Genomic DNA, 23,882 nt, shown 5'->3' on the forward strand with positions numbered 1-23,882 from the left:
GTCCTGCGGCAGTTCGCCAACGGCATCGACGCGAACAACCGGCGCGTACACCGGGCGTTCCTCGCCTCCGTCCGCGTCCTCGGCGAAGGCGTCGACATCACCGGCGAGCGCGGGGTGGAAGCGATCTGCTTCGCCGACACCCGCGGCTCCCAAGTCGAAATCGTCCAAAACATCGGCCGCGCACTCCGGCTCAACAGGGACGGCTCCACGAAGATCGCCCGGATCATCGTGCCCATTTTCCTGGAGCCTGGCGAGGACCCCAACGACATGGTGGCCTCCGCGAGCTTCCGCCCCCTTGTAGCCGTCCTCCAGGGCCTCCGCAGTCATGATGAACGACTCGTCGAGCAGCTCGCCTCCCGCGCCCTCACCCACGGCAAGCGCAAGATCCACCTACGCCGCGACCAGGACGGGCAGATCCTCAGGGCCGGCGGCGAAAGCGACAGCGAGAACCAGGAGCACGACGGTGCCGAGTCCGCGCTGCTGCACTTCTCCAGCCCGCGCGACACCGCCACCATCGCGGCCTTCCTGCGTACCCGCGTCTACCGGCCCGAGTCCCTTGCCTGGCTGGAGGGCTACCAGGCCCTGCTGCGCTGGCGCCGGGAGAACAAGATCACCGGCCTGCACGCCGTCCCCTACGACACCGAGACCGAAGTCGGCGTCACCAAGGACTTCCCCCTCGGCCGGTGGGTCCACCAGCAGCGCAAAGCCCTGCGCACCGGGGAACTCGAGGACCGGCGCAAGGAACTGCTGGACGCGCCCGAGGCTGGGATGGTGTGGGAGCCTGGTGAGGAGGCGTGGGAGGCCAAGCTCGCCGTGCTCCGGTCCTACCGGAAGGCCACCGGACACCTCGCACCCCGGCAGGACGCCATGTGGGGTGAGGGCGAGGCGATGGTGCCCATCGGGCAGCACATGGCCAACCTCCGCCGCAAAGGCGCAAAGAACGGCCTGGGCAAGGACCCCGAGCGGGCCACCGCGCGCGCGGCACAGCTGACCGCGATCGACCCCGACTGGAACTGCCCCTGGCCACTGAACTGGCAGCGCCACCAGCGCGTCCTCGCCGACCTCGCCGCCGACGAGCCGGACGGGCAGCTCCCCGACATCGCACCCGGAGTGCAATTCGACGGCGACGACATCGGCCGATGGCTCCAGCAGCAGAAACAGCCGGCCACCTGGGCGCGGCTGAAGCCCGAGCAGCAGGAGCGGCTGACCGCGCTGGGCGTGAAGCCGCTTGAGGTGCCCTCTCCCGCCCCCGCAGCCAGTCACGGGGCGAAAGGGCCGAGCAAAGCGCAGCAGGCATTCCAACGAGGCCTGACAGCCCTTGCGCAGTGGGTCGAACGAGAAGGTGCGGACCGGCCCGTACCCCGCGCCCACAGCGAGGAGATCACGGTCGAAGACGAAGTGGAGCCGGTGGTGGTGAAGCTGGGCGTGTGGGTCTCCAACACCAAGAGCCGACGCGACAAGCTCACCACCGAACAGCTCGACTCGCTCGCAAAGCTGGGCGTCGACTGGGCGGGCTGATTGGAAACGCTGTGGCGCTCCCCCCGGAAACGGGCGCCACACCGCATTTACAGCTCCGACATCCGTCGGGGTTGTATTCCGGCATCAGCACCCGGTGCAGCGGCCGGGGGAAGGGGAAGTGGCACAGGGCCGGCCGGCTTCGACGCCACCGAGCGGAAGATCCGGGGCGGCGCGGCAGGCGGCGACGCTGCCCGGGCGACCGGATGGTCGACACGGGCCGCCTCAAGGCGGGTGCTGCGCTGAGCTCGGCTCGAAGTCCGGGGCCGGCCCTCGGCCTTGCCTCGCAGACCGGCTCGCGACTGCGGGCGGTACGGGATGTGGATGACATACCGCCTGTATCTCCTCGTACCGGCCTGCATGGCTGTGCGCTGACGCTGGTAGCGGCTACGAAATGGGCGCAAGGCCCGATTCCCTCTGTGGGACAAACGGTTGCGGATGGCAGGTCAGGAAGTGGGCCTGGTTCTGACACCGGGAACGCCTCACGGGGAGTGGGATGGCATGGGAGCCGTGGTCAGCTCATCAGTATGACGGTGGGCTTCTCGGACCACTGCAGTGTGTATGTGGCCTGCGGATCGGCGTTCATGGCTGCGACCCATCCGTTGTAGAAGGCCGTGCCTGCTTCCGCACTCCCGCCCGAGCGGACTTCGAATGAGGCGAATGCCCAGATCTCACAGACCAGAATGAATTCCTGCGCTGTCGTGTCACGAAGAGCGGCGGCGCACGCTTTGGACCAGCGCAGATCGTTGGGCGCTAGGCTTTCTCCGACGAAGGACCGCAGGTCGCGATGTGACGTCTGATATTGCTTGAAAACCCTGCGAGTGAACTGGCCCTCCACGAAGGATAAGGCGAACGGGGAATTTACCCACATCCAGCTCCACCCCGGCCCGGTGTATCCGTACTGAGATTCCGGGTAGTCGTCGTTTGAAATTACCGTCCTGAACCCGGAGGGGCCACCCATGGGGGCGTTCAGCTTGAGCATGATTCCTCCCGATGCCACTTTCTCGTGAGTGGTGGCGGAGACGCTCCCCGCGTGCAACTCGTGATCATTTGGCATTTTACCGGGGTGAGCCGCTCCAGGAGCCGTGTATGACGTATCTTTCGGGTTATCGCACATGCCTGTATCGGAAGAGGAAGATCCGGATCAGCTGCGTGTCGTGTACCGACCTGCAGGGACTTTCGGAAGCGTTGCCGTCGGCTTCCCCCGGGTGGCAGTCGCACTCCGAGCCGAGGTCGCCGGCCAAAGCCCCCAAGGTACCCGCAGGGCCGCCAGGGTTCGGCCGCGCGGCCGGGCGCGGCCTCGGCGGCGGAGACCTCCCGCTCGGAGAGCACGGTGGACCGGGCCGCCTCCAGGGGGACCCAGGTCGGTGCCGGTGATCCGGGTGCCGACCTCGGACGGCCGTACCACCGTCCGCGCAGTTCAGGAACGACCCGAAGCGGATGGCATTCCGCTGACACAGCCTCGAACGCCGTTGCAGGTTGCAGTGATCGGATCGGCAAGACGGCAGGAGGCTCCCGCGGAAGCACGGATGTGGAACGGACTGGTCGGCGTCGCGAAGAGACATACACCGCCTCGCCGGCCGAAGGGGTTGTGCCGCGCCCGCTGATGATGCCGCTGGTGCGCGACGAGCAGGTCGGTCTGATCCGGGTGCGCCCGCTCAAAGTCGGCCAGGACGCGCTCGCCGGGATCGCGGAGCTCGCGAACATCGCCGCGGCGGTCGGCGCAAACGAGGTTGTCCTCGCCCGGGATACCCACGGTGTCGCCGCGGCCTGCGAGCTGCCGATCGTGGGCCCGGCCCCGGGCCTGAACATGGTGCTCGCCACCGCGGCCCGGGCACGTCCTGCACCGGCTCCTCTCCGCCGAGCAGCTCCTGTCCCGCAGCCCCGAGGGCTGGGCGTCCGTCGCCCCGGACTGGAGGCCGGCCCCCGCGCCGCAGCCCGGCGGCGAGTTGGTGCCGCTGATCCAGGCCGCGGTCAACTTCTCCTTCGCCCCATCGAGCTGGACCACCCCGACCCGTTCGGCGTCGCCGCCGTGCCGATGGCAGAGACGGCCACGGCATCAGCCTGATCGAAGCGTTCGCCCGCTGAGCCCGTGCACGCGAGAGGGCCGAAGCCGTGGCCTGGAGCCCATTTGGCGACGCCCGCCCTCTGATGGTCGCCCGCGGCGGGCCTGGCGGCAGGGGGTGCCGAGGAGGTAGTTTCCCCGGCGGGTACGCCTGGTCCCCGGGATAATGCGGCGAGCCGTCAGCCGCTGGCGGCATGCGGTCGGGCGAGGGGGAGCCGGTATGTCTCAGGGGTGGAAGATCACGGTGATCGTGGCGGCGGTGGGCGTGGTTCTGTCCACACCGCTGCTGTGGCTGCTCGGCGGGGCCAATGCCGGGCAGTTGGCCGGGGCGACCGTTCAGGCCGCCGCCGGCATCGCAGCCCTGGTCTGGGCGCTGCTCCAGCGCCCGTCCTCTGCCGGACCGGCGGACAGGGCCACGCGGACCGGGAACGCCGACCGGGGCGGTGTTACCGGCATCCGGCGGCCTGGCGGCCGGGGCCGCGGCTCGGCCGTCGCCGACCGGACGGGGGAGGCCAGCGGCAAGAACTCCGTCTCCGGCATCGACTACTCGAATTAGGCCCGCACCATGGCGAAAGCATCGTCGCGCAGGGCGCGGGGCAACGCTCCCGAGCCGTCGGTGGCTGTGGCGGACACCGGCAGCGCCGAGGCCGCCGCCGACGAGACCGCCGTGACCGGCTACCGGGGACCCGCCCCGCGAGGCGGCGGCCCGGGGTCTGCAGCCTCGGTGCGCCTGTCCCGCACCGGCGACGTCACGGCCAGCGGGGGCAGTACCGCCATCAGCGGGTACGTACACACGTTGACCGTGCAGCGCGCCCCAAGGGGGCCGGCCTCCTGGCCGCACCAGGTCGGTGTCGTCCCCGCCTCGGCGCGCTCCTTCCGCCACCGCGCCGAGGCAGACCGGCTGCGGGCGGCGGTCGCCGACGGGGGCACCGCGGTCCTCTGCCAGGTGCTCACCGGGATGGGCGGGGTCGGCAAGACCCAGCTCGCCGCCGACTACGCCCGATCCGCCTGGGACGAAGGCGCCCTGGACGTCCTGGTCTGGGTCACCGCGAGCACCCGGTCGTCCGTCGTGAGCGCATACGCCCAGGCCTGCGTGGAACTGTGCCGGGCCGACCCCGACGACCCCGAACGGGCCGCGAAGGAGTTCCTGGCCTGGCTGGCCCCCAAGCCCGGGCAGCAGCCATGCCGGTGGCTGATCGTCCTGGACGACATCGCCGACCCCGGCGACCTCGTCGTCCACCCCGACGACCCCGGCCGACGTTATGGCCTCTGGCCGCCCACCGCTCCGTACGGGCGGGTCCTGCTCACCACCCGCCGGCGCGATGCCGCCCTGTTCGGGCAAGGCCGACGCCGGATCGAGGTCGGCGTGTTCACCCCTGACGAATCCGCCGCCTACCTCACCGCGTCCTTGGGCGCACAGGGCCGCAACGAGCCCGCCGAGCAGCTCACCGCTCTGGCTCACGACCTCGGCCACCTGCCCTTGGCCCTGGCCCAGGCAGCCGCCTACCTCATCGACTCCGGACAGAGCGCAGCCGCCTACCGAAAGCTGCTGGCCGACCGGGCGACCAAGCTCACCGACCTCTCCCCCGACGCCCTGCCCGACGACCACGCCGCCACCCTCGCCGCCGCCTGGTCCCTCTCCATCGACCGCGCCGACGCGCTCCGCCCCGTCGGCCTGGCCCGCCCCATGCTCCGCCTGGCCGCCTTCCTCGACGCCAACGGCATCCCCCACGACGTCCTGACCAGCCCGGAAGCGCGCAGCTACCTTGCCGCACACCGCACCACCGCCGGCCCTGAACGAACACGGCGACCCAGGTGGTGGCGGTGGAAGCGGCAGTACCCCGCCGCGCCCGTCACCCCAGAGGAAGCGTTCGGCGCTCTCAGAGCCCTGGACCGGCTCAGCCTCATCGACCACACACCGAGCACCCCCCACCAAGCCGTCCGCGTCCACCAGCTCATCCAGCGCGCCGCCCGCGACACCCTCACCCCCGGCCGGCACGACCAGACCGCGCGGACCGCCGCCGACGCCCTCGCAGCAGCCTGGCCCGACGTCGAACGCGACATCGACCTCGCGCAGTCCCTGCGCGCCAACACCGACGCGCTGACGCGCCACGCCGCGGAAGCCCTGTACCAGCCGGACGCACACGCGCTGCTGTTCCGCCTGGGCCGCAGCCTCGGCGAAGCCGGTCAGGTCGCCGCCGCCATCGACCATTTCGGGTGCCTCGCCGACATCACCGCCCACCGCCTCGGCCCCGACCACCCGGGAACCCTCACCCTTCGGAACAACCTTGCTTCCTGGAGAGGGGAGGCAGGGGACGCGGCGGGAGCAGCACAGGCCTTCGCCGAACTGTTGGCCGACCGGGTGCGGGTGCTGGGCCTTGACCACCCCGACACCCTCACCACCCGGAACAACCTCGCTTCCTGGAGAGGGGAGGCAGGGGACGCGGCGGGAGCAGCACAGGCCTTCGCCGAACTGTTGGCCGACCAGCTGCGGGTCCTCGGCTCCGACCACCCCAGGACCCTCAACACCCGTAACAACTCCGCCTACTGGAGAGGGGAAGCGGGGGACGCGGCGGGAGCGGCGGAGGCCTTCGCCGAGCTGCTGGCCGACCAGATCCGGGTACTGGGCCCCGACCACCCCAAAACTCTCACCACCCGAGGCAACCTCGCTTCCTGGAGAGGGGAAGCGGGGGATGTGGCGGGAGCGGCACAGGCCTTCGCCGAGCTCCTCGCCGACCGGGTGCGGGTGCTGGGCCCCGACCACCCCGACACCCTCACCACCCGAAACAACCTCGCCTCCTGGAGAGGGGAGGCAGGGGACGCGGCGGGAGCGGCACACGCCTTCGCCGAGCTGTTGGCCGACCACATCCGAATCCTCGGCCCCGACCACCCCAAGACCCTCAACACCCGCAACAACCTCGCCTACTGGAGAGGGGAGGCAGGGGATGCGGCGGGAGCGGCACAGGCCTTCACGGACGTGCTGGCCGACCTGGTCCGGGTGCTGGGCCCCGACCATCCCGACACCCTTGCCACCCGGAACAACCTCGCTTCCTGGAGAGGGGAGGCGGGGGACGCGGCGGGAGCGGCACAAGCCTTCGCCGAGCTGTTGGCCGACCAGATCCGGGTGCTGGGGCCCGACCATCCCAGAACCTTCACCACCCGGAACAACCTCGCTTCCTGGAGAGGGGAGGCGGGGGACGCGGCGGGAGCGGCGCAAGCCTTCGCCGAGCTGTTGGCCGACCAGATCCGGGTGCTGGGACCCGACCATCCCGACACCCTTGCCACCCGCAACAACCTCGCCTACTGGAGAGGGGAGGCGGGGGATGCGGCGGGAGCGGCACGCGCCTTCGCCGAACTGTTGGCCGACCAGGTGCAGGTCCTCGGACCCGACCACCCCCGAACCGTCACCACAAGAAACAACCTCGCCTACTGGCAGGAGCGGGAGGGGGATGCGGCGAAGGCGGCGGATGGCCGCCCGTGAAGGGGCCGGATCGCTTCTTGCATCCGCTGCCCTGCCCACTCCGCATCCGGCATGGAGGAGGTCGACGATCTTCTACGTGGCGGGCGGGGCGCTCGGAGGCCGCCGCGCGCCGGCTGTTCGAACGGTCGGCGCTCGTCACGGCGACGCTGCTGCTGGTCCGCCGCTCGGTCGCCGAGGACCGGAAACGCGGCGCACTCCTCGACGACCTGCTCGCGGGCCCCGCACCGCCCCGGACCGCCCCGCCGCCCTCGGCTTCATCGGCGGCTTGGACGGCGACCGCGGGGGCGTCGCCGCGTACGGGGACCGCGTCCTCGGCCCCGCGCTCGCCTGCGACACCGAACGCGACACCGAACGCGGCCGCACCCTGCACGCCTACTACGACCAGGGCGCGAGCCTCGCCCGCGCCGAGGACGCCCTCCACGTCCACGCCGACACGGTCGTGCAGCGCACCGACCGCGTCGCCCAACTCCTCGGCCCCGACTGAAACACCCCCGACAGCGCCCTCCGCCTCGCCCTCCGTCTCCACCGGCTGTCCCGGAGGAATGGCAGCCACGGGGCCGACGGCGACTGAATCCAAGCTGCCGGCTGCGTGGTTCTGCCGGCCTGGCCGAATGGACGAGTGCAGTTCACCGAGCAGGTGGTGCGGTTCCGCGACTACATGCCCGGCGAAGACCGTGGGACGTTTCTGCGTCTGGTCGACAGGATCGCAGCCGATCCCGAGGGTGCCGGCAGCCACCTCGCCTATACGACCGACACAGTCTTCATCGAACTCGACGTCCGCGACGCTGCACGCGGCTTCAACGAGGTGTAGGCGGCCGCAGGCGCTGCCCGCGCTGGGCGATCGTCCTCACCGGCGCTTCACGGCCGGCGCCGTCGTACTCCCCCTCGGCGCGGGCATCGCTCCGGGGCCCGCGGGCCGGCAGCCTGCCCGGGGCCTGGTCATCCTCGGGAGATCCTGATGATTTTGTAGTCGGGGTAGTGGACGGGCTGGTAAGGGACGCTGGTGGAGTCGATGCCGCCGTAGATGTCGGAGCCCGGCTCGGCGAGTTCCACCGGGTCGTTCCCCTGCGATGCGGGCTCCTCCACGGTGAAGGTCAGGGGGATGTAGTCCGGCGTCTGGGCGTTCGCCGTGTTGATCTGCTGGATCCTCGCGATGAGGCGCTCCGCGAACCCCTGGGTGGGCTCGTTGTCGGTCAGTACGTAGGCCTTGCTCGCCGTTCCCATGACGTGGTCCAGGCAGGAAGCGAGATCGTTCGGAGGGGCCGTCATGACCCACGGTCCCGGGTGCGGCACGAAGATGTCGGTGTGGGACCTGTGGTGGCCGAACTCGGTGATGGACCCCCGGGTCAGCTGTGCCGCACCGGCGGGAACCCCGGCATGTTGGAGGACCGCCGGCGCCGCCGCCGACATGTCGGGGTCGTAGACCCCTACACTTCCGCGATTGCGCGCCAGGTGGGCGATGAGCCGGCCCTCGCCCGGCGTGATGAGGTTGACCGCGCCGGTGATCGTGTGGCGTGCTCGCGCCATCGCCTCGGCGACCGTGTAGAGCTCACCGGACGCGGCCGCGTTCCGCAGTCCTTGCATGATCTCTTCGGGGAGGCCTTGCTCCGCGAAGTGTTCTTCGGCTTCTTGCGGGTCCGTCAGCGCGAAGAGGGGGTCCCCGGTCGCGGGGTCCACTTCCATGATCATCCGCTGGACCGCAGGGTGCCCGGCACGATGCCCTCCGCCGGCCTCGGCGGGCTCCTGGACGGCTGCGGACGGGGACGCGGCAGGCCCGCTCATCACCCGGGTGGCGTTGGCCTCGGCCTCCCGCTCGAAGCGGTCGTCCGGGTCGGAGACGCTGAGTCCGTCGCCGCGGTCGGTGCCCGCGACGGGACCCCGGCGCTGTTGGATGACATGGGTGAGCTCATGGGCGAGGGTGTGCTTGTCGCCTCCCCCGTCACCGAGGACCACGTGGCTGCCGCTGGTGTAGGCGCGGGCGCCGATCCCGGCGGCGGAGGCACGGGCGGCCGGGTCGTCGTGGATGCGGACATCGGAGAAGTCCGCGCCCAGGCGGGACTCCATCTCCTCGCGGAGACCGGTGTCGAGCGGGCGGCCGGTGCCGGACAGGACATCGTGGACCGCGGAGCGTTGGACCGCCGGTGCTTGCCCGTCGGCCTCCTGCTGATGACCGCAGCCCGCGCCGTGGACGTGCTGGTCCCTGCGCCGGGCGTAGGGGTGGCCGGAGAGCTGGAGCATGCGCAGCACGGCGGCGTTGCCCGCGGCGCGCTGAAGGGCGAAGATTCCCGCCCGGTCCCCGGGAGCGGGCTCGCCGGGTGCCGCGGACCGCGCTCCCGGGTGCCGATCAGGACGGTGCATTCGTGACGACAACTGCGTTCCTTCCGGAGACTGCGCAGCGCCAGAAAACACGTCCGGGGGATCACCGGCAAGGTCCGGAAGGGCAGAACCCGGGCACCTTCCGATGTCCGGCCGGGCGCGCCCGCACCCCGCCGGGCCGGGGCGGGGCGGGACCCCGGCCCGGCGCGTAGCCCCCCCTCGCCGCCGGACGGCCACCGTCCGCGGCGGCCGCCAGGTGGCTCGGGAATCGGTGGGCGTCGCGCCTGGAGGGGTGGCGTTTCACGTGTCCTGGGCTGCCCCGAGGGGCTGCCCCGTGCGGGCGGGGCCCCGCTCGGCCAGGGCGCTCACCCCGGTGATCGCCACGGCGACCACCACCCCGCCCAGGATGGCGGTGGAGGCGTCGGCCACTTGCAGGACCAGGGCCGACAGCGAGGCCGTCAGGCTGTATCCGGCGCCCTGGACGGCGTACATCATCGAATAGCCGGCGGCGTGGGCGTGTTCGGGCAGGAGGTCGCGGAGGCTGAGGCTGCGCGACACCATCACCCCGGACTGGAACACCCCCGCCGCTGTGAGGGCGACCGCGATCCCGGGGAGCCCCGGCAGGACCGTCACCAGGGCGACGCAGCCGGCCGTCGCGGCGAGCAGCACCAGGCTCTGCACGCGGACCGTGCCGGGCCAGGAACGCAACCCGTAGCAGAACGCCCCCAGTGCGCTGGCCAGGGCGAACCCGGCGAGCAGGATCCCCGACCAGCCGAGGGCGATGCCGCGGTCCTCCAGCAGGGCGGGCAGGACCAGTTCGGCGGTGGCGAGCATCGCCATCGCGGCCGCGCTCGTCAGATAGACGGGCCAGCCCGCCAGCAGGGTCCGCGTCATCGGGCGGCCGGTGTGCGCCTTGCCGGGCGCGGCGGCCGCGGGCTCCGGCAGCAGCAGGAGGACGGCGCAGGCTGCCGCCGCGAGCACCGCGGCCAGGACCAGCGGTGCCCCGGGGGAGACCCGCAGGGCGAGGAGGACCACGACGGCCGGCGCCGCCGCCCAGGTGATCTGGGTGAGTACGGCCTCGGCGCTGAGGGCACGCGGTACGGACTCCTCCGGGACCAGGCGCGTCAGCAGCGACCGGACGCCGCCGGGGCAGGCGGCCGGGGCTCCGCCCGCGAGGAAAGCGAGGGCGATCAGGACGGGAGCGGGGGCGTCCCCGGCCAGCGCCAGCGCGGCGAAGGCAGCGGCACCCACCACCAGTCCCGCGCCCAGCTCCCGGCGCATCGGCCTGCGCGCGAGGCGGGCGCCGAGCAGCGGCGCGCACACCACCTCCCCCAGGACGTAGGCGGAGGCCAGGGTGGCGCCGAGCGCGTAGCCCCCCGAGCTCCCGCGGCTGAGGAAGACCAGCGCCAGGGGGGCCATGGCCACGGGGGCCTTGGACGCCAGTGCGGCCAGCGACCAGAGCAGCAGGTCCCGGGTCACGAGCGCCCGGTAGCCGGAACGTTCGGCGGCCATGGCGTTCAGCCCTCCGCGCCCGGGGCGGCGAACAGCCGCGCCACCCGCTCTTCGAGCTCCTCGGCGTGCGCCAGGGTCTCCCCGACCACGCAGTACTCGCCGAAGCCGCCGCTCGGGCCGTTGTCGTCCACCGTGATCAGTACGCCGGTGCGGGTGGCCGGGTCGTAGGCGAGTTGGGCCTGCTCCAGCGCGCGCACCGTCTGCGCGAAGGGCGGGAAGGTGCAGCGGCGGAGCTCGACGAGCACCCGGTCGGTGAAGTAGTCGCCGCCCACGACGCGTTCGCCGATCCGGTGGATGTGCGTGGATCCGCCGGTGCGGCAGTTGAACTCGTTGACGAGGATGTCCCGGTCCGGTGTGACGACGGCGTCCACGCTGACGATGCCCCGGTAGCCCATGGCGTGCAGCGGCTCGCACAACCGGGCCGCCGCCTCCAGGAAGCCGGCGAAGTCCACGGCGTCGGCGGAGGCCGAGGGGGCGGGCACGATCAGCCCGTTGAGGACGGGCTTCATCCGCATCTCGCCGTGCCCGGTGAACTCCACCCCGTGCTCCTCCACGCGCAGTTCCGCGTAGACGGGCACCGATTCGGGGACGTAGTGCTCGATGACGACGCTGCCCCGGCCCCCGTCGGTCAGCCACGGCCAGCGGTCGGTGAGGTACTTCTCCAGCTCTTCGCGGTCGGCGGCGACCACGGTCCGCTGCGCGCCGAGCGGATCCACCCCGGCGACCGGGCTGACGATCTCGTTGCCGAAGCCGGCCACGTGGAAGTCCTGCTTGAGGATGGCGGGCAGTCCGCGGGACAGGAGCCGCTCCCACAGGAACCGGGCCGCGTCCTCCTGGGCGGTGAACACCCCGCCCTCCGGCACGGGGGCGCCGACGCCTCCGGCGACGGCCCGGAAGGTGGCCTTGCTGTTGAGGAGGCGGCCGCCGCTCTGGTCGAGGAAGCCGAAGCCGGCCGTGGTGGCGTCCAGGCCGAGGGCGCGGACCAGGACGGCCACGGAGCTGTCGAAGTGGAACGGCATGACCCGGTCGATCCCGTGTGCGGCGACCGCCTCGCGCAGCTCCCCCACGAACGCCTCCCCGGTCAGCCGGTCGCGGGAGAGCACGCCCTCGCCGTACCGTCCCGGCGGGGGCACGAGCACCCGGACCGCATCCCGGTCGATGCCGAGCCGGCCGGTCACATGGCGCAGGAATTCCTCGTCCGGGGCCGTCGGAAGGACGAGGACGTCCCCCTCGCCCAGGCACCAGGCCATCCGCTGGGCCTGGTTGCCGACGTAGCGGCGGTATTCCGGTGTGAGCGAATCGAGGTCTCCGACCATTTCCTCGGTGCGCTGGTTGCTGATGATCAGGGTTGCCATGGTGGGTTCTCTTTATTCCTCGGGGTGGGGATGTCGGCGGGAAGGCGGCGGGGTGAAAGGGCCCGCGGGGCCGGGCCGTACGGGCCCTGGTGCTCACCATGCTGGTGTCGGCGTCCTTCGGCGGCCACTACCCGACCGAGTGGGAAAGGGGCCGCGGGCAGGACTACCCGGGCGGGTAGTCCCCCTTCCGCGGCCGGCTGCCTAGCCTTTTCCGCATGATCACCACGACGATTGAAAAGCCCGTCACGGATGCCGAGATATTCGCCGCCCACACCGGCGGAAAACTGGCCGTAGAGGTCACCACCGCATTCGGCGACGCGCGGTCCCTTTCGGTTGCCTACACCCCGGGCGTGGGCCGGATGAGCGAGGCGATCGCGGCCGACGCCGCCCTCGCCGCCCGCTATACCTGGGCCGGGCGCCTCGTGGCCGTGGTCACCGACGGCACCGCCGTGCTCGGCCTCGGCGACGTCGGCCCGCTCGCGGCGCTGCCGGTGATGGAGGGCAAGGCGGTGGCCCTCAAGAAGTTCGCCGGTCTCAACGCCATCCCCCTCGTGCTGTCCACGACGGACGTGGACGAGATCGTGGACACCGTGGTCAGGCTGCGCCACTCGTTCGGGGCGGTCAGCCTGGAGGACATCGCGGCGCCCCGCTGCTTCGAGGTGGAGGCGCGGCTCACCGAGGCGCTGGACTGCCCGGTGATGCACGACGACCAGCACGGCACCGCCATCGCTGTGCTCGCCGCCCTGCGGGGCGCCGCCACCGTCCTGGGGCGGCCCTTGCACACCCGCCGGGTGGTGGTGTACGGGGCCGGGGCCGCGGGCGTGGCCTGCGCCCGGATCCTGCTGAGCGCGGGAGTCACGGACGTCACCGTGCTCGACTCCCGGGGCATCCTCGTCCCCGGCCGCGCGGGCATGAACCCGGTCAAGGCGGAGCTCGCCGCGCTGACCAACCCCCGGCGGCTGCACGGCGGCCCGGCCGAGGCGCTGCGCGGAGCGGACGTGTTCGTCGGTGTGTCCGGGGCGCGTGTCGCGCCCGAGTGGATCGCCTCCATGGCCCCGGATCCGGTGGTCCTCGCGCTGTCCAGCCCCGAACCGGAGATCCACCCCCGGCTGGCGGCCCGTCACGCCGCGGTGGTCGCCACCGGCGGCAGCGACCACCCCAACCAGGTCATCAACACCCTCGCCTCGCCGGGCATCTACCTGGGGGCGCTGGACGCCGGAGCCACCCGCATCACCGAGCGGATGAAGCTCGCCGCCGCCGAGGCGATCGCCGCGGTCGCCGCCCCCGACCTGGCCGCGGACCGGATCGTCCCGCACTCCCTGGACCCGCGCGTGACACCGGCCGTCGCCGCCGCGGTCCGCGCCGCCGCCCTGCGGAGTTGATACTTCCGCCCGTGCGACCTGACGTTCTCCGTCTCCGCCGTGGTGCAATACCGGTCGGCCGACCGGAAGGCGGTGGGCCGGGTGCTCAGGGAGAGAACGTATGTCTGCGCTGACGGCCTTATACGGACGTGAGAGGGAACTCCGGCGGCTGGGCGACTTCCTGGACAGAGCGGCTCACGGACACCCCGAACTCCTCGTGGTCGGCGGACAGGCCGGCGTCGGAAAGAGCCGGCTCCTGCTCGACGCGGCGCACCGTGCACGCCGCCGGGGGTTCACCGTCCTCCAGCACCACGGCTCCGAGCTGCGCGGGAGTGCCGGTGCCGCCCTGCGCGACGCGGTGGGACAGGCCGGCCCGCCTCCGCTGATCGTCGTCGACGACGCGGAGCCGGGATCCGCCGACACCCTGTTCGACCTCATCCGCTCCACGGGCCGGGCGGCCCGGCCCCCCGTCCCCGTCCTGCTGGCGCGCAGCGCGAGCACCGGGGGGCTCGACCCGGCGGCGGAGGCCTCCTGGGAGGGCGCCGGCGGGCCGCCGGCCGCCGGTCTGGAGCTTGCGCCGCTCGACGGGGAGGCGGTAAGGGAACTCGTCGCCGACCTCCTCGCCGTGGCGCCGCAGCCGGCCCTGCTGGACGTGGCGGCCTGCGCCAACGGCAATCCGAGGCTGATCGTCGAACTGCTGGAGGGCCTGCGCGAGGAGGGCCGGATCAGCCCCGACGGGGAGCTGGTGCGGGTGACACCGGGCAGGCTGCCGGCCCGCGTCCAGGCGGCGGTGGCCGGCCTGCTGCGCCAGCTGTCCCGGGAATCCGCCCAACTCCTGCGGGTCGGCACCGTGCTGGGGCGCACCTTCCAGCTCTCGCAGGCCGCCGCCATGCTGGGCACCAGTACCGCGGCCCTGCTCCCCGCCCTCGACGAAACCCTCACCACGGGAGTCCTGCGGCTCACCGACGAAGGAGTCACCTTCCAGCAGCCGCTGCTGTGGCGTGCCGTGTTCGAGGCGATCCCGCCCAGCGTGCGCTCCACCCTGCACGAGGAGGCACGCCGGCTCGTCCCGGGGCACGACCTCCCCGCCCGTGACCTCGCCTCGCTCGGCCGCCAGGGCGCCGCGCGCGCCAAGCCGGGGAGCGCGGCGGACGACGGGGCGGGCGTGACGGGAGCTTTGGCGACGCTGCTGGGCTCGGGATACGTCGAGTCCGCCCTGCTGCTCGCCCGCAGCGCGCTGAACGGGCCGCTGCCCCGCGGCGAGGCGGCCACGCTGCGCCGGGTGGTCCTGGACCTGGTGATGGTGGGTACGGGCGGTGCCCCGGACGGCTTCGGCCCGGTCGGCGCCGAGCAGGCCCGGGCGGCGGTCGACCGCCTCCACGACGGCGGCCCCGAGGCCCGCCGCGCCGCCGCCACCGCCCTGGCCGGACTGCGCTGGAGCGAGGGCAGGGTGGGTGAGGCGCTGCGCTCGGGTGCGGCCGCCGTCGGGCAGCCCGTCACCCCCGACACCGCCGCCGAACGCGCCTACCCGCGGGTGGCGCAAGCCCGGCGGCTGATCTGCGCGGGCGAGCCGGACGCCGCTCGCGCGCTGGTCGCCCGCGTCCTCGCGGACACGCCCGCGGGTCCCCTCGCCGTCTTCGGGCCCGCGGCCGGTCTCGTACGGGCCGAGGCCCACGTCCGTGCCGGGGAGCTCGCGGAGGCCGAGCACGCCGCCCGCGAGGTCCTCGCCGTCCTCGATGCCCGGGAGGCGGCCGCCGCCGGGGGGCCGGCCACCCTGCAGGCGTGGGCCCTGTCCACGCTGTGCCGGGTGGCGGTGCGCCGCGGGGACACCGCGGGCGCCGCGGCGCAGCTCGCGCGGCTGCGGGAGTTCGGGCCGGAGGTGACGGAGTTGGCGCCCGTACCGGCCGCATGGCTGGAGCTGGTCCTGGCGCACGCACAGGGCGAACACCTCGCCGCGACCGCTCTGCTGACCGGCCCCGGGCGGCACCTGCCGTCGCTGCGCCCGCTCCACCTGGCGGAACCGGGCGCGGCTGCCTGGTTCGTCCGCTTCTCCCGTACGGCCGGGAATCCGGAGCCCGGCCAGGCCGCCCTGCGGACAGCCGAACTCCTGGCTGCGGCCAACCCCGACATCCCCTCCCTGCAGACGGCGGCCCTGCACGCCCGGGCCCTGTTCGAATGCGACCCGGACGGTCTGACCCGGGCCGCCGCCGAGCACACCGACGCCTGGGCCGCCGCCTGCGCGGCCTCGGACCTGCGGACCCTGCTCGGGGAGCGCGGCTCGTCCGCCGCGGGGCGGGGCCGGACCTGGCTGGTGAGGGAGCACGCGGGCCGCTATGCCGTGGTCGACACCGCCCGCGAGCCGGTCGGTGCGGAGGCGGGGGTGGCCGGCTGGGAGGAACTCGGCGGGACGGAGCGCACCATCGCCGCGCTCGTGGCGGACGGCCTGACCAACGGCGAGGTGGCCGGCGCGGTCCACCTCTCCCCGCACACCGTGAACTACTACCTGCGCAGGATCTACGCGAAGCTGGGCATCCACTCACGCGTCGAACTGGCCAGGCTCGCCCTGTCCGCACCTCGCCGCATGCTCTCTCCCTGAAGGGGACGAGATCGCAGTTCCGGCGAGGCGGTCAGCTCGGCGAGCGCCGCACGGTCAGGGGGTGGCTTCGCAGCCGGCGACGGCGGGGCTCCCGGTTCCGGGGTAGCGGAGGCGGCAGGTGTCGGTGCCGTCCCCGGCGTCGGTGAAAGAGCCGGGGGTGAGGGACATGCGGTCTGTCCGGAGCCCCTGGATGGTGTCGTTGCCGGCGCCCGCCATCACCGTGCTCGCGTTGGAGTCGATCTGCAGGAGGTCGTCGCCGTCGTTCCCCTCGGCACGGCCTCCGGGGTCGATGACCCCGATGTTCAGGGTGTCGTTCCCGGCGTCGCCCCGGGCTTCGGCACCGTTGCGCTCCAGCCCTCCCAGGGTGAGGACGTCGTCGCCGTCGCCTCCCGAGACGAGCGCGGTGTTGCCGAAGCCCCCGGAGAGGGTCGCGCGGACGGTGATGGTGTCGTTGCCGCTGCCGCCGTACACGCCGAGGCTGCCGACGAGGCCGATGATGCGGATGGTGTCGTCGCCGCCGAGGCCGTTGAGAGTGTTGCCGTTGGTCAGCGAGAGGCAGCGGATGTCGTCCGCACCCTCGGTGCCGTTGATCTCGCCGTCGACGACGGGAAGCGGGGTCAGGCCGTTGAAGCACACCGAAGCGGCGTGAGCGGGGCCGGCCGAGCCGAAGGTGGTGGCGGCGGCGAGGACGGCGGCGGCGACCAGGGTGGCGCGCATGCGTCGGGAACGGTGGCCTGACTGGCTGGTGGCGGTCACGGGGCATCCCTTCTCGGTGGAGCGGACCGGATGTCCGGGCAGCGCCGCGAACGCCCTGCCGCACGCACACCCGCACTGGGGGAACGATGCACGCCCGATTGCCCGGTCACGCACGACCAGCGCGTCATTCCCCCTGATGGGGCACAGCGGCCCCGGCTGCCGGGTGGTCTCGTGCGTGCCGGTCGCCTTCTGGCTATCCGTAGTCCTCGACCAGCTCCGCGACGAATGCGAGCAGCGCTTCGGCCCGGTGGCGGTCCTCCTTCTGGTTGCGCAGGGCGTGTTCGAGCTGCCGGAGTGCGGTGAGGGCGTGCGGGTCCCGGTCCCTTACCGCGTCGAGGAGCGGCGTGGTGACCAGGTCGAGGCAGCGGGTGAACAGGAGCCGGGTGGCCTGGGCGGGCGGAGTGGGGTCCGGGGAGGCGAAACCACTGGTCAGGTAGCGCACGGGATCGGTCAGGCTCCAGCCGACGACGGTGCCCCGCCGTACGAGGAGCGCCACATCGGGTGCGATGCCGATCCGGGCGTCCAGCGGCTCGTCCAGTACGTCGAGGTCTCGCAGGCAGGTCAGTACGGCGTCCCCCGGGCCGCGGCAGAGGTCCGAGGCCACCTCCAGGCGGAAGTCCCGGACCTCGTCCGCGCGAAGGCCGCCCGGGCGCACGGCGGGCAGGGCGGGAACGCGGGCGGCGTCCCTCGCGTCCGCTGCCTCGGCGGGCAGCTGGAACTCGGCGCCGACCAGCTGCCGGCTCGCTGGGTCGAAGCGGAACTCGTCGGGGGTGTCCCACAGCCATTCCCGGCTGCCGAATGTGGCGAGCTGGAACTGTTCGCGTTCCTTGACATCCGTGTACGCCGCGACGCGCACACGGAAGTCCCGAAAAACGAAGCCGGGCGCGATCGCCGGCGGTTCGCCCGTGACGGTCGCGGTCCAGTCGTCGGCGATGGTGATTCTCATGGGGTTCTCCGCCTCATCGGATCCGTACGGCCGGAGCCATGCAGCCGTGCCTGGCGGGAATCCTGCCCTCCACGATGTCGGTGCGGGCCATCGGGCTCCCGCGGTCGGTGGGCAGGCCGCCCGTCGCCCTCGCCCCGGAATCGCCCAGGACGCCGGACGGACCGTACGCCGTGATCGCGTTGCCTGCCCCGGGCGGACCGCCGGTCGTCACCACGATGTCCTCGCCCTGCCCGAGGATCCGGTTTCCGCCTCCCCCGGAGGGGCCGAGCCGTGCGTGCCGCCTGCAAAAGTAGGTCGTGCATACTTTTGCGGGAGGGGTACGGCGTTCCGGCTGGGCCGCACTGACCAGGGGAAATCCAGACATGGACACCGGTACACCGGCCACCGGCGGCTTCGCCGCGCTTCTGCTCCGTCTGCGGGCGGAGGCCGGGCTGAGCCAGGAGGAGCTGGCGCACGCTGCGGGGGTGAGCGTGCGGGCGCTGTCGTACATGGAGCGCGGGCATTCGCGGGGGCCGCAGCGCCGGACCGTGCAGGCGCTGGCCGCCGCCCTCGGCCTGGACGGGGCCGGGGCGCGGGAGTTGGAGCACACCGCGAGCCTGGGCCGCCCGCGGCGGGCTTCCGCCGGAGCGGATGCCGCTGCGCAGGGCGGTGCGCCCGATCTGCTGCCGCGGGCGCCGCGCGGCTTTCACGGGCGGGCGGCGGAGCTCGACGCCCTGACCCGCGCCACCGCGGGTGAGGCGCCCGTCTGCCTGGTCGTCGGGCCCGCCGGAGTCGGGAAGACGGCCCTCGTGCTGCACTGGGCCCACCGCGGCCGTGCCGGATTCCCCGACGGGCGGCTCTACGCCGACCTGCGGGGCTTCGGCGACACCGGCGAGCCCCTCCTCATGGAGGTGCTCCGCGAGTTCCTGGCGGCGCTCGGTGTGCCGCGCGACCGGATGCCGGAGTCGGCGAACGGCGCGGCCGCGCTGTTCCGGTCGCTCGCCGCCGACCGCCGGCTTCTCGTGGTGCTCGACAATGCCCGGGACTCCGAGCAGGTCAGGCCGCTCCTGCCGGGAGGCCGCCGCTGCGTCACCGTCGTCACCAGCCGGCACCGGCTGCCGGGGCTGATCGTCACCGACGCCGCGCGCCCCGTGGCCGTGGACGTCCTCGGGCCCGAGGACGGCACGGTGCTCCTCGCCGGCGTCCTCGGCGCGGAGCGGGTGCGCGCGGAGCCCGCGGCCGCGCGCCGGCTGGCCGAGCTCTGCGGCGGGCTGCCCCTCGCGCTGCGGGTGGCGGCTGCCCGGCTGGCGCAGCGGCCCGGCTGGTCCCTGGAGGCGATGGCGGCCGAGCTCGCCGACGAGACGCGCCGGCTGGGCCTGCTGGACGTGGAGGACACCGGCGTGCGGGCGGCGCTGCGGGTGACGCTGGAGGAGCTCCCGCCCGACGTCGCCCGCCAGTTCGCGCACCTCGGCCGCCACCCGGGCACGCACGTCGACCGGTACGCGGCTGCGGCCCTGGCGGGCACGGACCCGGCAGCCGCCGAGGCCTGTCTGGAGCGGCTGGCCGTCGCGCACCTCGTCACGGAGACGGCGGCCGGGCGCTGGACCATGCACGATCTCGTCCGGCTCTACGCACGGAGCCTGGACGTCGCGCCCGCAGCACTGACGCGCGTACTCGACCACTACGTGGCGACGGGCCTCGCGGCCGTGGCGGCGTCCGAGCCCGGCAACGAGGAGTGCTTCCCCCTGCCCGCGGACCACCTGCCGCCCGCCGCCGTGCGGGAGTTCCGCGACCGGGCCGCCGCCGTGGCCTGGTACGCCGCGTACCGCGACGAGCTCGTGACGGCGGTGGCCGCGGCGCACGCCGCCGGTCTGCACGGCAGGACCTGGCGGATCGTCATGGTGCTGTGGCCGCTGATCGTGTGGCGTGTGCGGGACGGATGGGTGCCGCTCCTGGAGACCGGGCTCGCAGCGGCGCGGGCCGACGCCGACCGGCACGGTGAGTCGCGCATCCTGAACGTGCTCGGCTGGGTGCTGGTCGAGGAAGGTCGCATCGAGGAGGCGCTGGCCCACCTGAGGGCTGCCTCCGCGCTCGCCTCCCGGGCAGGTGACGCGGCGGCCGAGGCGAACGCCCTGCTCGTCCTGGCCGTGGCGCAGGCGGCGCTCGGGAGCCTGGACGAGGCCGCGCAGGGGTGCGAGCGGGCGGTGGAGCTGGCGCGCGAGGCCGGGGACCGGACCATCGAGAGGCTGGCCTTGCAGCACCTCGCCCGCCACCGGGCCGACGCCGGGGAATGGCGCCGGGCACTCGACACGGCGGCCGCGGCACTGGCCTTCGGCGATCGGCCGGGCACGGCGGACGTGCCCCGGATACTGCTGCTCGCGGTGAAGGGAGAGGCGCTGCTCGGACTCGGAGACGAAGCCGGGGGCATCGCCCAACTGGAACTGGCGGCCCGGGAAGCGGAGTCGGCCGGGTACGAGGACGGCGCGGTACGGGCGCTCGGCGCCCTGCTGCGGGTCTCGGCGGATGCGGGAGTCCGGGAGCGGTACGACGCGGCAGTCGCGCGCCTCACGACGCGGACGTGACGTCTGCCGGCCGGGCTCCCGGCGCCCGCACCTCTCCGCGGTCGGCGGAACCGGTCAGGTCGCCGCGCTGCCGGCCGGGGAGCGTGCAGCCCGCTTGAACGGCGCACCCCGGAACTCCGCGCACGGGCATTCCCGGGTTCCGCGCGGACGGGCCTGCCACGCCGGATCGCCCCGGCAAAAGCAGGCCGGCCCTACTCCTGCGGCCGGAACTTCCTGGCCCGCCTCCGCTTCCACGCGGTTGGGTGGGTCCACCCGGACAGGGGCCCGATCGGCCGGCCGGCGGCCGCGTGCAGAGTGGGCGGCTCGGCGGCGGGCTTCAGGCGGTCAGGTCGTAGATGCTGCGGGCCGTCAGCCACAGGCCGGTGAGCAGGGAGAGCGCGGTGACCAGCTGCTCCTGGTGGTGCTCCAGCCAGGTTCGCAGGGCGTTCAGGCGGGTGTGCGCGGCCGCGGGGGCTCGGAGGGCGTACACCTCCATGACGATGAGGGTGAGGGTGGCCAGCAGGCAGTAGCCGGTCAGGGCGAGCCAGTCGGCGAGGGTGGAGAGGTCCGCGTCGACGGCGATGGCGGCGCCCGCGCCGACAAGTGCCCACGGCTGCAGCAGCCATGCCAGCCCGGCCGCGGTGGCCGGGGCGGCGTTGTCGATCCGGGCGGCCCAGCGCGGCGGGCCGTGCGGGCGGGGCGGTCGGCGGTGCCGGTGGGCGGCGTACAGCACCAGTGCCGCGCCGATGGCGAGTTCCGCCGCGTCCGCGGCGGTCGAGGGGGCGCTGTGGCGGGCCGGGGGCTTTCCGCCGGTCAGCAGCATCACGCAGACGATGACCGCGCTCAGGTTGGCCAGCCACGACAGCAGGAACGCAAGTCCCAGGCGGACGCCGCGCGGCGTGGAGAGCAGCAGGATGAAGGCGCTGTTGTGCAAAGGGCCCAGGGTGACGGCCGTACCGATCACCAGCAGGTCGAGGACCATGGGTTCAGCCGCTCCCGGGTGTCGGGGCCGGGTGCCGGGTCCCGGCCGTGCCGGTCCGGCGGGCCGGCCTGTCTCTGGGGGTGGCGGTCACCGCTGCCTCTCGGCGGCGGTGGACGCGGAGGCGGAGTCCTCGTCGGCGTAGCGCCGGAGGAGGTCCCGCTCGGCGTCGCGGCGGGGGAACAGGGTGAAGACCAGCAGGGCGCCCAGGGCGATCGCGGCCAGGCCGACGGTGTAGGCCCAGTCGTCGCCGTGGAGGAACGACCGGCGTGCCGCCGCGACGATCTGGTCGGCGTACTGGGGGTGCTGCTGGGCGGTCTCCCCGGCGGAGGCGAAGGACTTCGTCAGTTCGCTCTGGACCTGCTCCGACACGTCCTTGCTCTCGGGGGAGGCGGCGATCGCCGCGTTGAAGGCCGAGGCGTAGCCGGCGGTGAGGAGTACGCCCATGACGGACTGCATGACGGCGCCGCCGAGGTCGCGTTGCAGGTCGGCGGTGCCCGAGGCCATGCCGGCCCGTCGTACGGGCACCGATCCGGTCAGCGAGTGGGATGCGGGCGTCCCCGCGAAGCCGGCGCCGATGCCGATGAGCACGTAGGCGAAGCCGATCTGCCAGTAGCTGCTGTCCTCGCCCCAGAACAGCAGCATCCAGACGAAGGCGAGGAAGAGGAACGCGTAACCGGTCAGCAGGGTGGTGCGGGCGCCGCGCGTCTCGACCAGCTTCGCGGACCGCGGTGCCACGAGCACGATCATCACGACGAGGGGGAGGATGGCGGCGCCCGCTTCGACGGGGTCGTACCCGAGCACGTTCTGCAGGTACTGCTGGCTGACGAACGCCGAGCCCATCATGGCGCCGTACACGATGATTCCCGCACATGCGGCGACCCAGAACGTGCGCCGGGCGGCGATGCGGAGGTCGTACAGCGGGTTGGGGGCCCGGCGCTGGCGCAGGACGAACGCCGCTCCGGCGGCCACGGCGACCACGGCGAGGCCGATCACCAGTGCGCCCTCTCCGGGGACGGCGGCGAAATTGATCGCCAGGACCAGGCCGGCGATCAGGAGGACGGACAGGACGCCGCCGAGGTTGTCGACCGGTTCGACCGACTCGTTGGCGTGCGCGGGGACGAACAGCAGGGCCATGACCAGCGCGACCACGGCGAGGGGCAGGGTGACGAGGAAGACCGACCCCCAGAAGAAGCGTTCGAGCAGGGCTCCCGCGACCACCGGTCCGAGCAGGGAGATGCCGCCGCCCAGGGCCGACCACAGGGCGATCGCCTTCGTCCGTCCCGGCCCCGCCCACAGGGCGGTGATCAGCGCGAGGGTGGTGGGGTAGGCCATGCCGGCCGAGACGCCGCCGAGGACCCGGGCCATCACGAGGACGGTGTCGTCGGGGGCGTACGCGGCGAGCAGGCAGGCGGGGATGGACAGGGCGACGCCGAGGAGCAGCAGCGTCTTGCGCCCGTGGCGGTCGCCGACCGCACCCAGGTAGAGGACGGATGCGGCCAGGCCGAGGGAGTAGCCCACGGCGATGAGGTTCAGGGCGGTCTGTGAGGAGTCGAAGGCCTTCCCGATCGCCGGCAGCGCCACGTTGGCCACCGACAGGTTGAGGTTGGCCACCGCGGCAACGGTGATCAGGGACGCCAGGACGAGTGACGGCCGGGGTGGGGCGTCACCCGGAACGCCGGGGCGAGGCGCGCCGCTGTTCGGCATGGAACCTCCGGGGCGGAGTGGGGCTTGGCGAGAGTCTTGCCTGATCTGCCGTGTCGCACATCGCCCCATTGGGATGACACGGCATCCGGCGTCGCCGGAGCCCGGGCCGCTCGGGCCCGGGGTGCCGGCGCTCTTGCCGCCGGGGCCCCATGCGGGCTTGCCCATGCGGTCCACGAGGCCGGAGAAGCTGTCCGCGGCGCCGCCGGCGGCCCTCCCCCGCCGGAACAGCTCCGCGACGGCGGCCGGGAGGGCGTGTCGACGCCCGCGCCGGCGTGGGTGTGCCAGGACGTGCCCGGCGCCGGCCGTGCCCATGGCCGGCCGGCCGACGTCGCCGTCGTGCCGTTCGGCGTCGATGCGCCCGGCGCAGAAGGCGAGGACCCGGGGGGGCGGGTTCGCCGTGTCCACGGCGTGTTCCAGGATGTCGGAGGCGGTCCGGCCGTTGGCCCGGGCGAGGGCGGTCGCCTGCCGGCAGCCCAGCATGGGTGTCAGGAACACCGTCATGCCGATCTGGTGGAAGAGCGCGGCGGGTCCGGCGTCCTCCCCCTTGTGGTCGGTCCGGCCGGTGATCGCTTCGCGGGCCTGCCGGTGCCGGTCGGACACCTCCCGGGGGCCGCTGTGGAAGGTGGACTCGGGCTTGCCGATGCCGGAGGGCGGGACGGTGACGCCGCCGGTGAGCTGCACGGCGCCCCGCCGGTCGGCGGGGCGCCGTGCAGCTCACCGGCGGCGTCACCGTCCCGCCCTCCGGCATCGGCA

Annotated in this window: 17 protein-coding genes; 9 read left to right on the forward strand and 8 right to left on the reverse strand. The window is 73.4% G+C overall.

Annotated features, from left to right (window positions below; translation table 11 throughout):
- Positions 1-1,518, forward strand: a 1,518-nt coding sequence (locus tag EF903_RS09760; protein WP_185902595.1) for a helicase associated domain-containing protein, incomplete at its 5' end; no start/stop codon positions are given.
- 511 nt (positions 1,519-2,029) lie between these two features.
- Here the strand turns inward: EF903_RS09760 and EF903_RS09765 are convergent.
- Positions 2,030-2,497, reverse strand: coding sequence for a hypothetical protein (locus EF903_RS09765; RefSeq protein ID WP_125542798.1), 468 nt, complete (start codon positions 2,495-2,497; stop codon positions 2,030-2,032).
- A 636-nt stretch (positions 2,498-3,133) separates the two neighbouring features.
- Here EF903_RS09765 and EF903_RS09770 point away from each other — a divergent pair.
- The 5 genes from EF903_RS09770 to EF903_RS09790 all read left to right on the forward strand — a co-directional run bounded on the left by EF903_RS09770 (position 3,134) and on the right by EF903_RS09790 (position 7,872).
- Positions 3,134-3,583, forward strand: coding sequence for a hypothetical protein (locus EF903_RS09770; RefSeq protein WP_260615037.1), 450 nt, complete (start codon positions 3,134-3,136; stop codon positions 3,581-3,583).
- 217 nt (positions 3,584-3,800) lie between these two features.
- Entirely contained in the window at positions 3,801-4,136 is a 336-nt protein-coding gene (locus tag EF903_RS09775; RefSeq protein ID WP_185902596.1) for a hypothetical protein, read from the forward strand.
- Positions 4,137-4,145: 9 nt separating this feature from the next.
- Positions 4,146-7,061 (forward strand): tetratricopeptide repeat protein, encoded by a 2,916-nt coding sequence (locus EF903_RS09780; protein ID WP_125542799.1) that lies wholly within the window; start codon positions 4,146-4,148, stop codon positions 7,059-7,061.
- A gap of 265 nt (positions 7,062-7,326) precedes the next feature.
- Positions 7,327-7,545 (forward strand): helix-turn-helix domain-containing protein, encoded by a 219-nt coding sequence (locus EF903_RS35105; RefSeq protein ID WP_260615038.1) that lies wholly within the window; start codon positions 7,327-7,329, stop codon positions 7,543-7,545.
- 135 nt (positions 7,546-7,680) lie between these two features.
- On the forward strand, positions 7,681-7,872 hold the full coding sequence (locus EF903_RS09790; protein ID WP_125542801.1) for a hypothetical protein: 192 nt from the start codon (positions 7,681-7,683) through the stop codon (positions 7,870-7,872).
- A 128-nt stretch (positions 7,873-8,000) separates the two neighbouring features.
- Here the strand turns inward: EF903_RS09790 and EF903_RS36070 are convergent, their stop codons facing one another.
- The 3 genes from EF903_RS36070 to EF903_RS09805 all read right to left on the reverse strand — a co-directional run bounded on the left by EF903_RS36070 (position 8,001) and on the right by EF903_RS09805 (position 12,244).
- On the reverse strand, positions 8,001-9,299 hold the full coding sequence (locus EF903_RS36070; RefSeq protein WP_399420498.1) for a DUF4157 domain-containing protein: 1,299 nt from the start codon (positions 9,297-9,299) through the stop codon (positions 8,001-8,003).
- A 378-nt stretch (positions 9,300-9,677) separates the two neighbouring features.
- On the reverse strand, positions 9,678-10,889 hold the full coding sequence (locus tag EF903_RS09800; protein ID WP_125542802.1) for an MFS transporter: 1,212 nt from the start codon (positions 10,887-10,889) through the stop codon (positions 9,678-9,680).
- A gap of 5 nt (positions 10,890-10,894) precedes the next feature.
- The gene (locus EF903_RS09805) at positions 10,895-12,244 is read right to left on the reverse strand and encodes a peptide ligase PGM1-related protein (protein WP_125542803.1); all 1,350 of its coding nucleotides are present in this window, start codon (positions 12,242-12,244) and stop codon (positions 10,895-10,897) included.
- Positions 12,245-12,459: 215 nt separating this feature from the next.
- On the opposite strand from EF903_RS09805, the gene EF903_RS09810 reads away from it, so the two are divergent.
- Together EF903_RS09810 and EF903_RS09815 are read left to right on the forward strand one after the other, a co-directional pair.
- Positions 12,460-13,626 carry an NADP-dependent malic enzyme gene (locus EF903_RS09810; RefSeq protein ID WP_125542804.1) on the forward strand — a complete coding sequence of 389 codons (1,167 nt, stop codon included), beginning with the start codon at positions 12,460-12,462 and terminating at the stop codon, positions 13,624-13,626.
- A 100-nt stretch (positions 13,627-13,726) separates the two neighbouring features.
- The gene (locus EF903_RS09815) at positions 13,727-16,201 is read left to right on the forward strand and encodes a LuxR C-terminal-related transcriptional regulator (RefSeq protein WP_125542805.1); all 2,475 of its coding nucleotides are present in this window, start codon (positions 13,727-13,729) and stop codon (positions 16,199-16,201) included.
- Between the two features lie 54 nt (positions 16,202-16,255).
- Here EF903_RS09815 and EF903_RS09820 read toward each other — a convergent pair whose 3' ends face one another.
- Positions 16,256-16,918, reverse strand: coding sequence for a hypothetical protein (locus EF903_RS09820; RefSeq protein ID WP_125542806.1), 663 nt, complete (start codon positions 16,916-16,918; stop codon positions 16,256-16,258).
- A gap of 232 nt (positions 16,919-17,150) precedes the next feature.
- Complete coding sequence (locus EF903_RS09825; RefSeq protein WP_125542807.1) at positions 17,151-17,903, reverse strand: hypothetical protein; 753 nt, start codon at positions 17,901-17,903, stop codon at positions 17,151-17,153.
- Positions 17,904-18,265: 362 nt separating this feature from the next.
- On the opposite strand from EF903_RS09825, the gene EF903_RS09835 reads away from it, so the two are divergent.
- Positions 18,266-20,464 carry an XRE family transcriptional regulator gene (locus tag EF903_RS09835; RefSeq protein ID WP_125542808.1) on the forward strand — a complete coding sequence of 733 codons (2,199 nt, stop codon included), beginning with the start codon at positions 18,266-18,268 and terminating at the stop codon, positions 20,462-20,464.
- Between the two features lie 316 nt (positions 20,465-20,780).
- Here EF903_RS09835 and EF903_RS09840 read toward each other — a convergent pair whose 3' ends face one another.
- Together EF903_RS09840 and EF903_RS09845 are read right to left on the reverse strand one after the other, a co-directional pair.
- Complete coding sequence (locus EF903_RS09840) at positions 20,781-21,425, reverse strand: GAP family protein (protein ID WP_125542809.1); 645 nt, start codon at positions 21,423-21,425, stop codon at positions 20,781-20,783.
- A gap of 87 nt (positions 21,426-21,512) precedes the next feature.
- Positions 21,513-23,810: an MFS transporter gene (locus EF903_RS09845; protein WP_260615039.1), complete on the reverse strand. Its 2,298-nt coding sequence runs from the start codon at positions 23,808-23,810 to the stop codon at positions 21,513-21,515.
- Positions 23,811-23,882 lie beyond the last annotated feature (72 nt).

The sequence above is a fragment of the Streptomyces sp. WAC05292 genome (assembly GCF_003949955.1).
GTDB lineage: Bacteria > Actinomycetota > Actinomycetes > Streptomycetales > Streptomycetaceae > Streptomyces > Streptomyces globosus.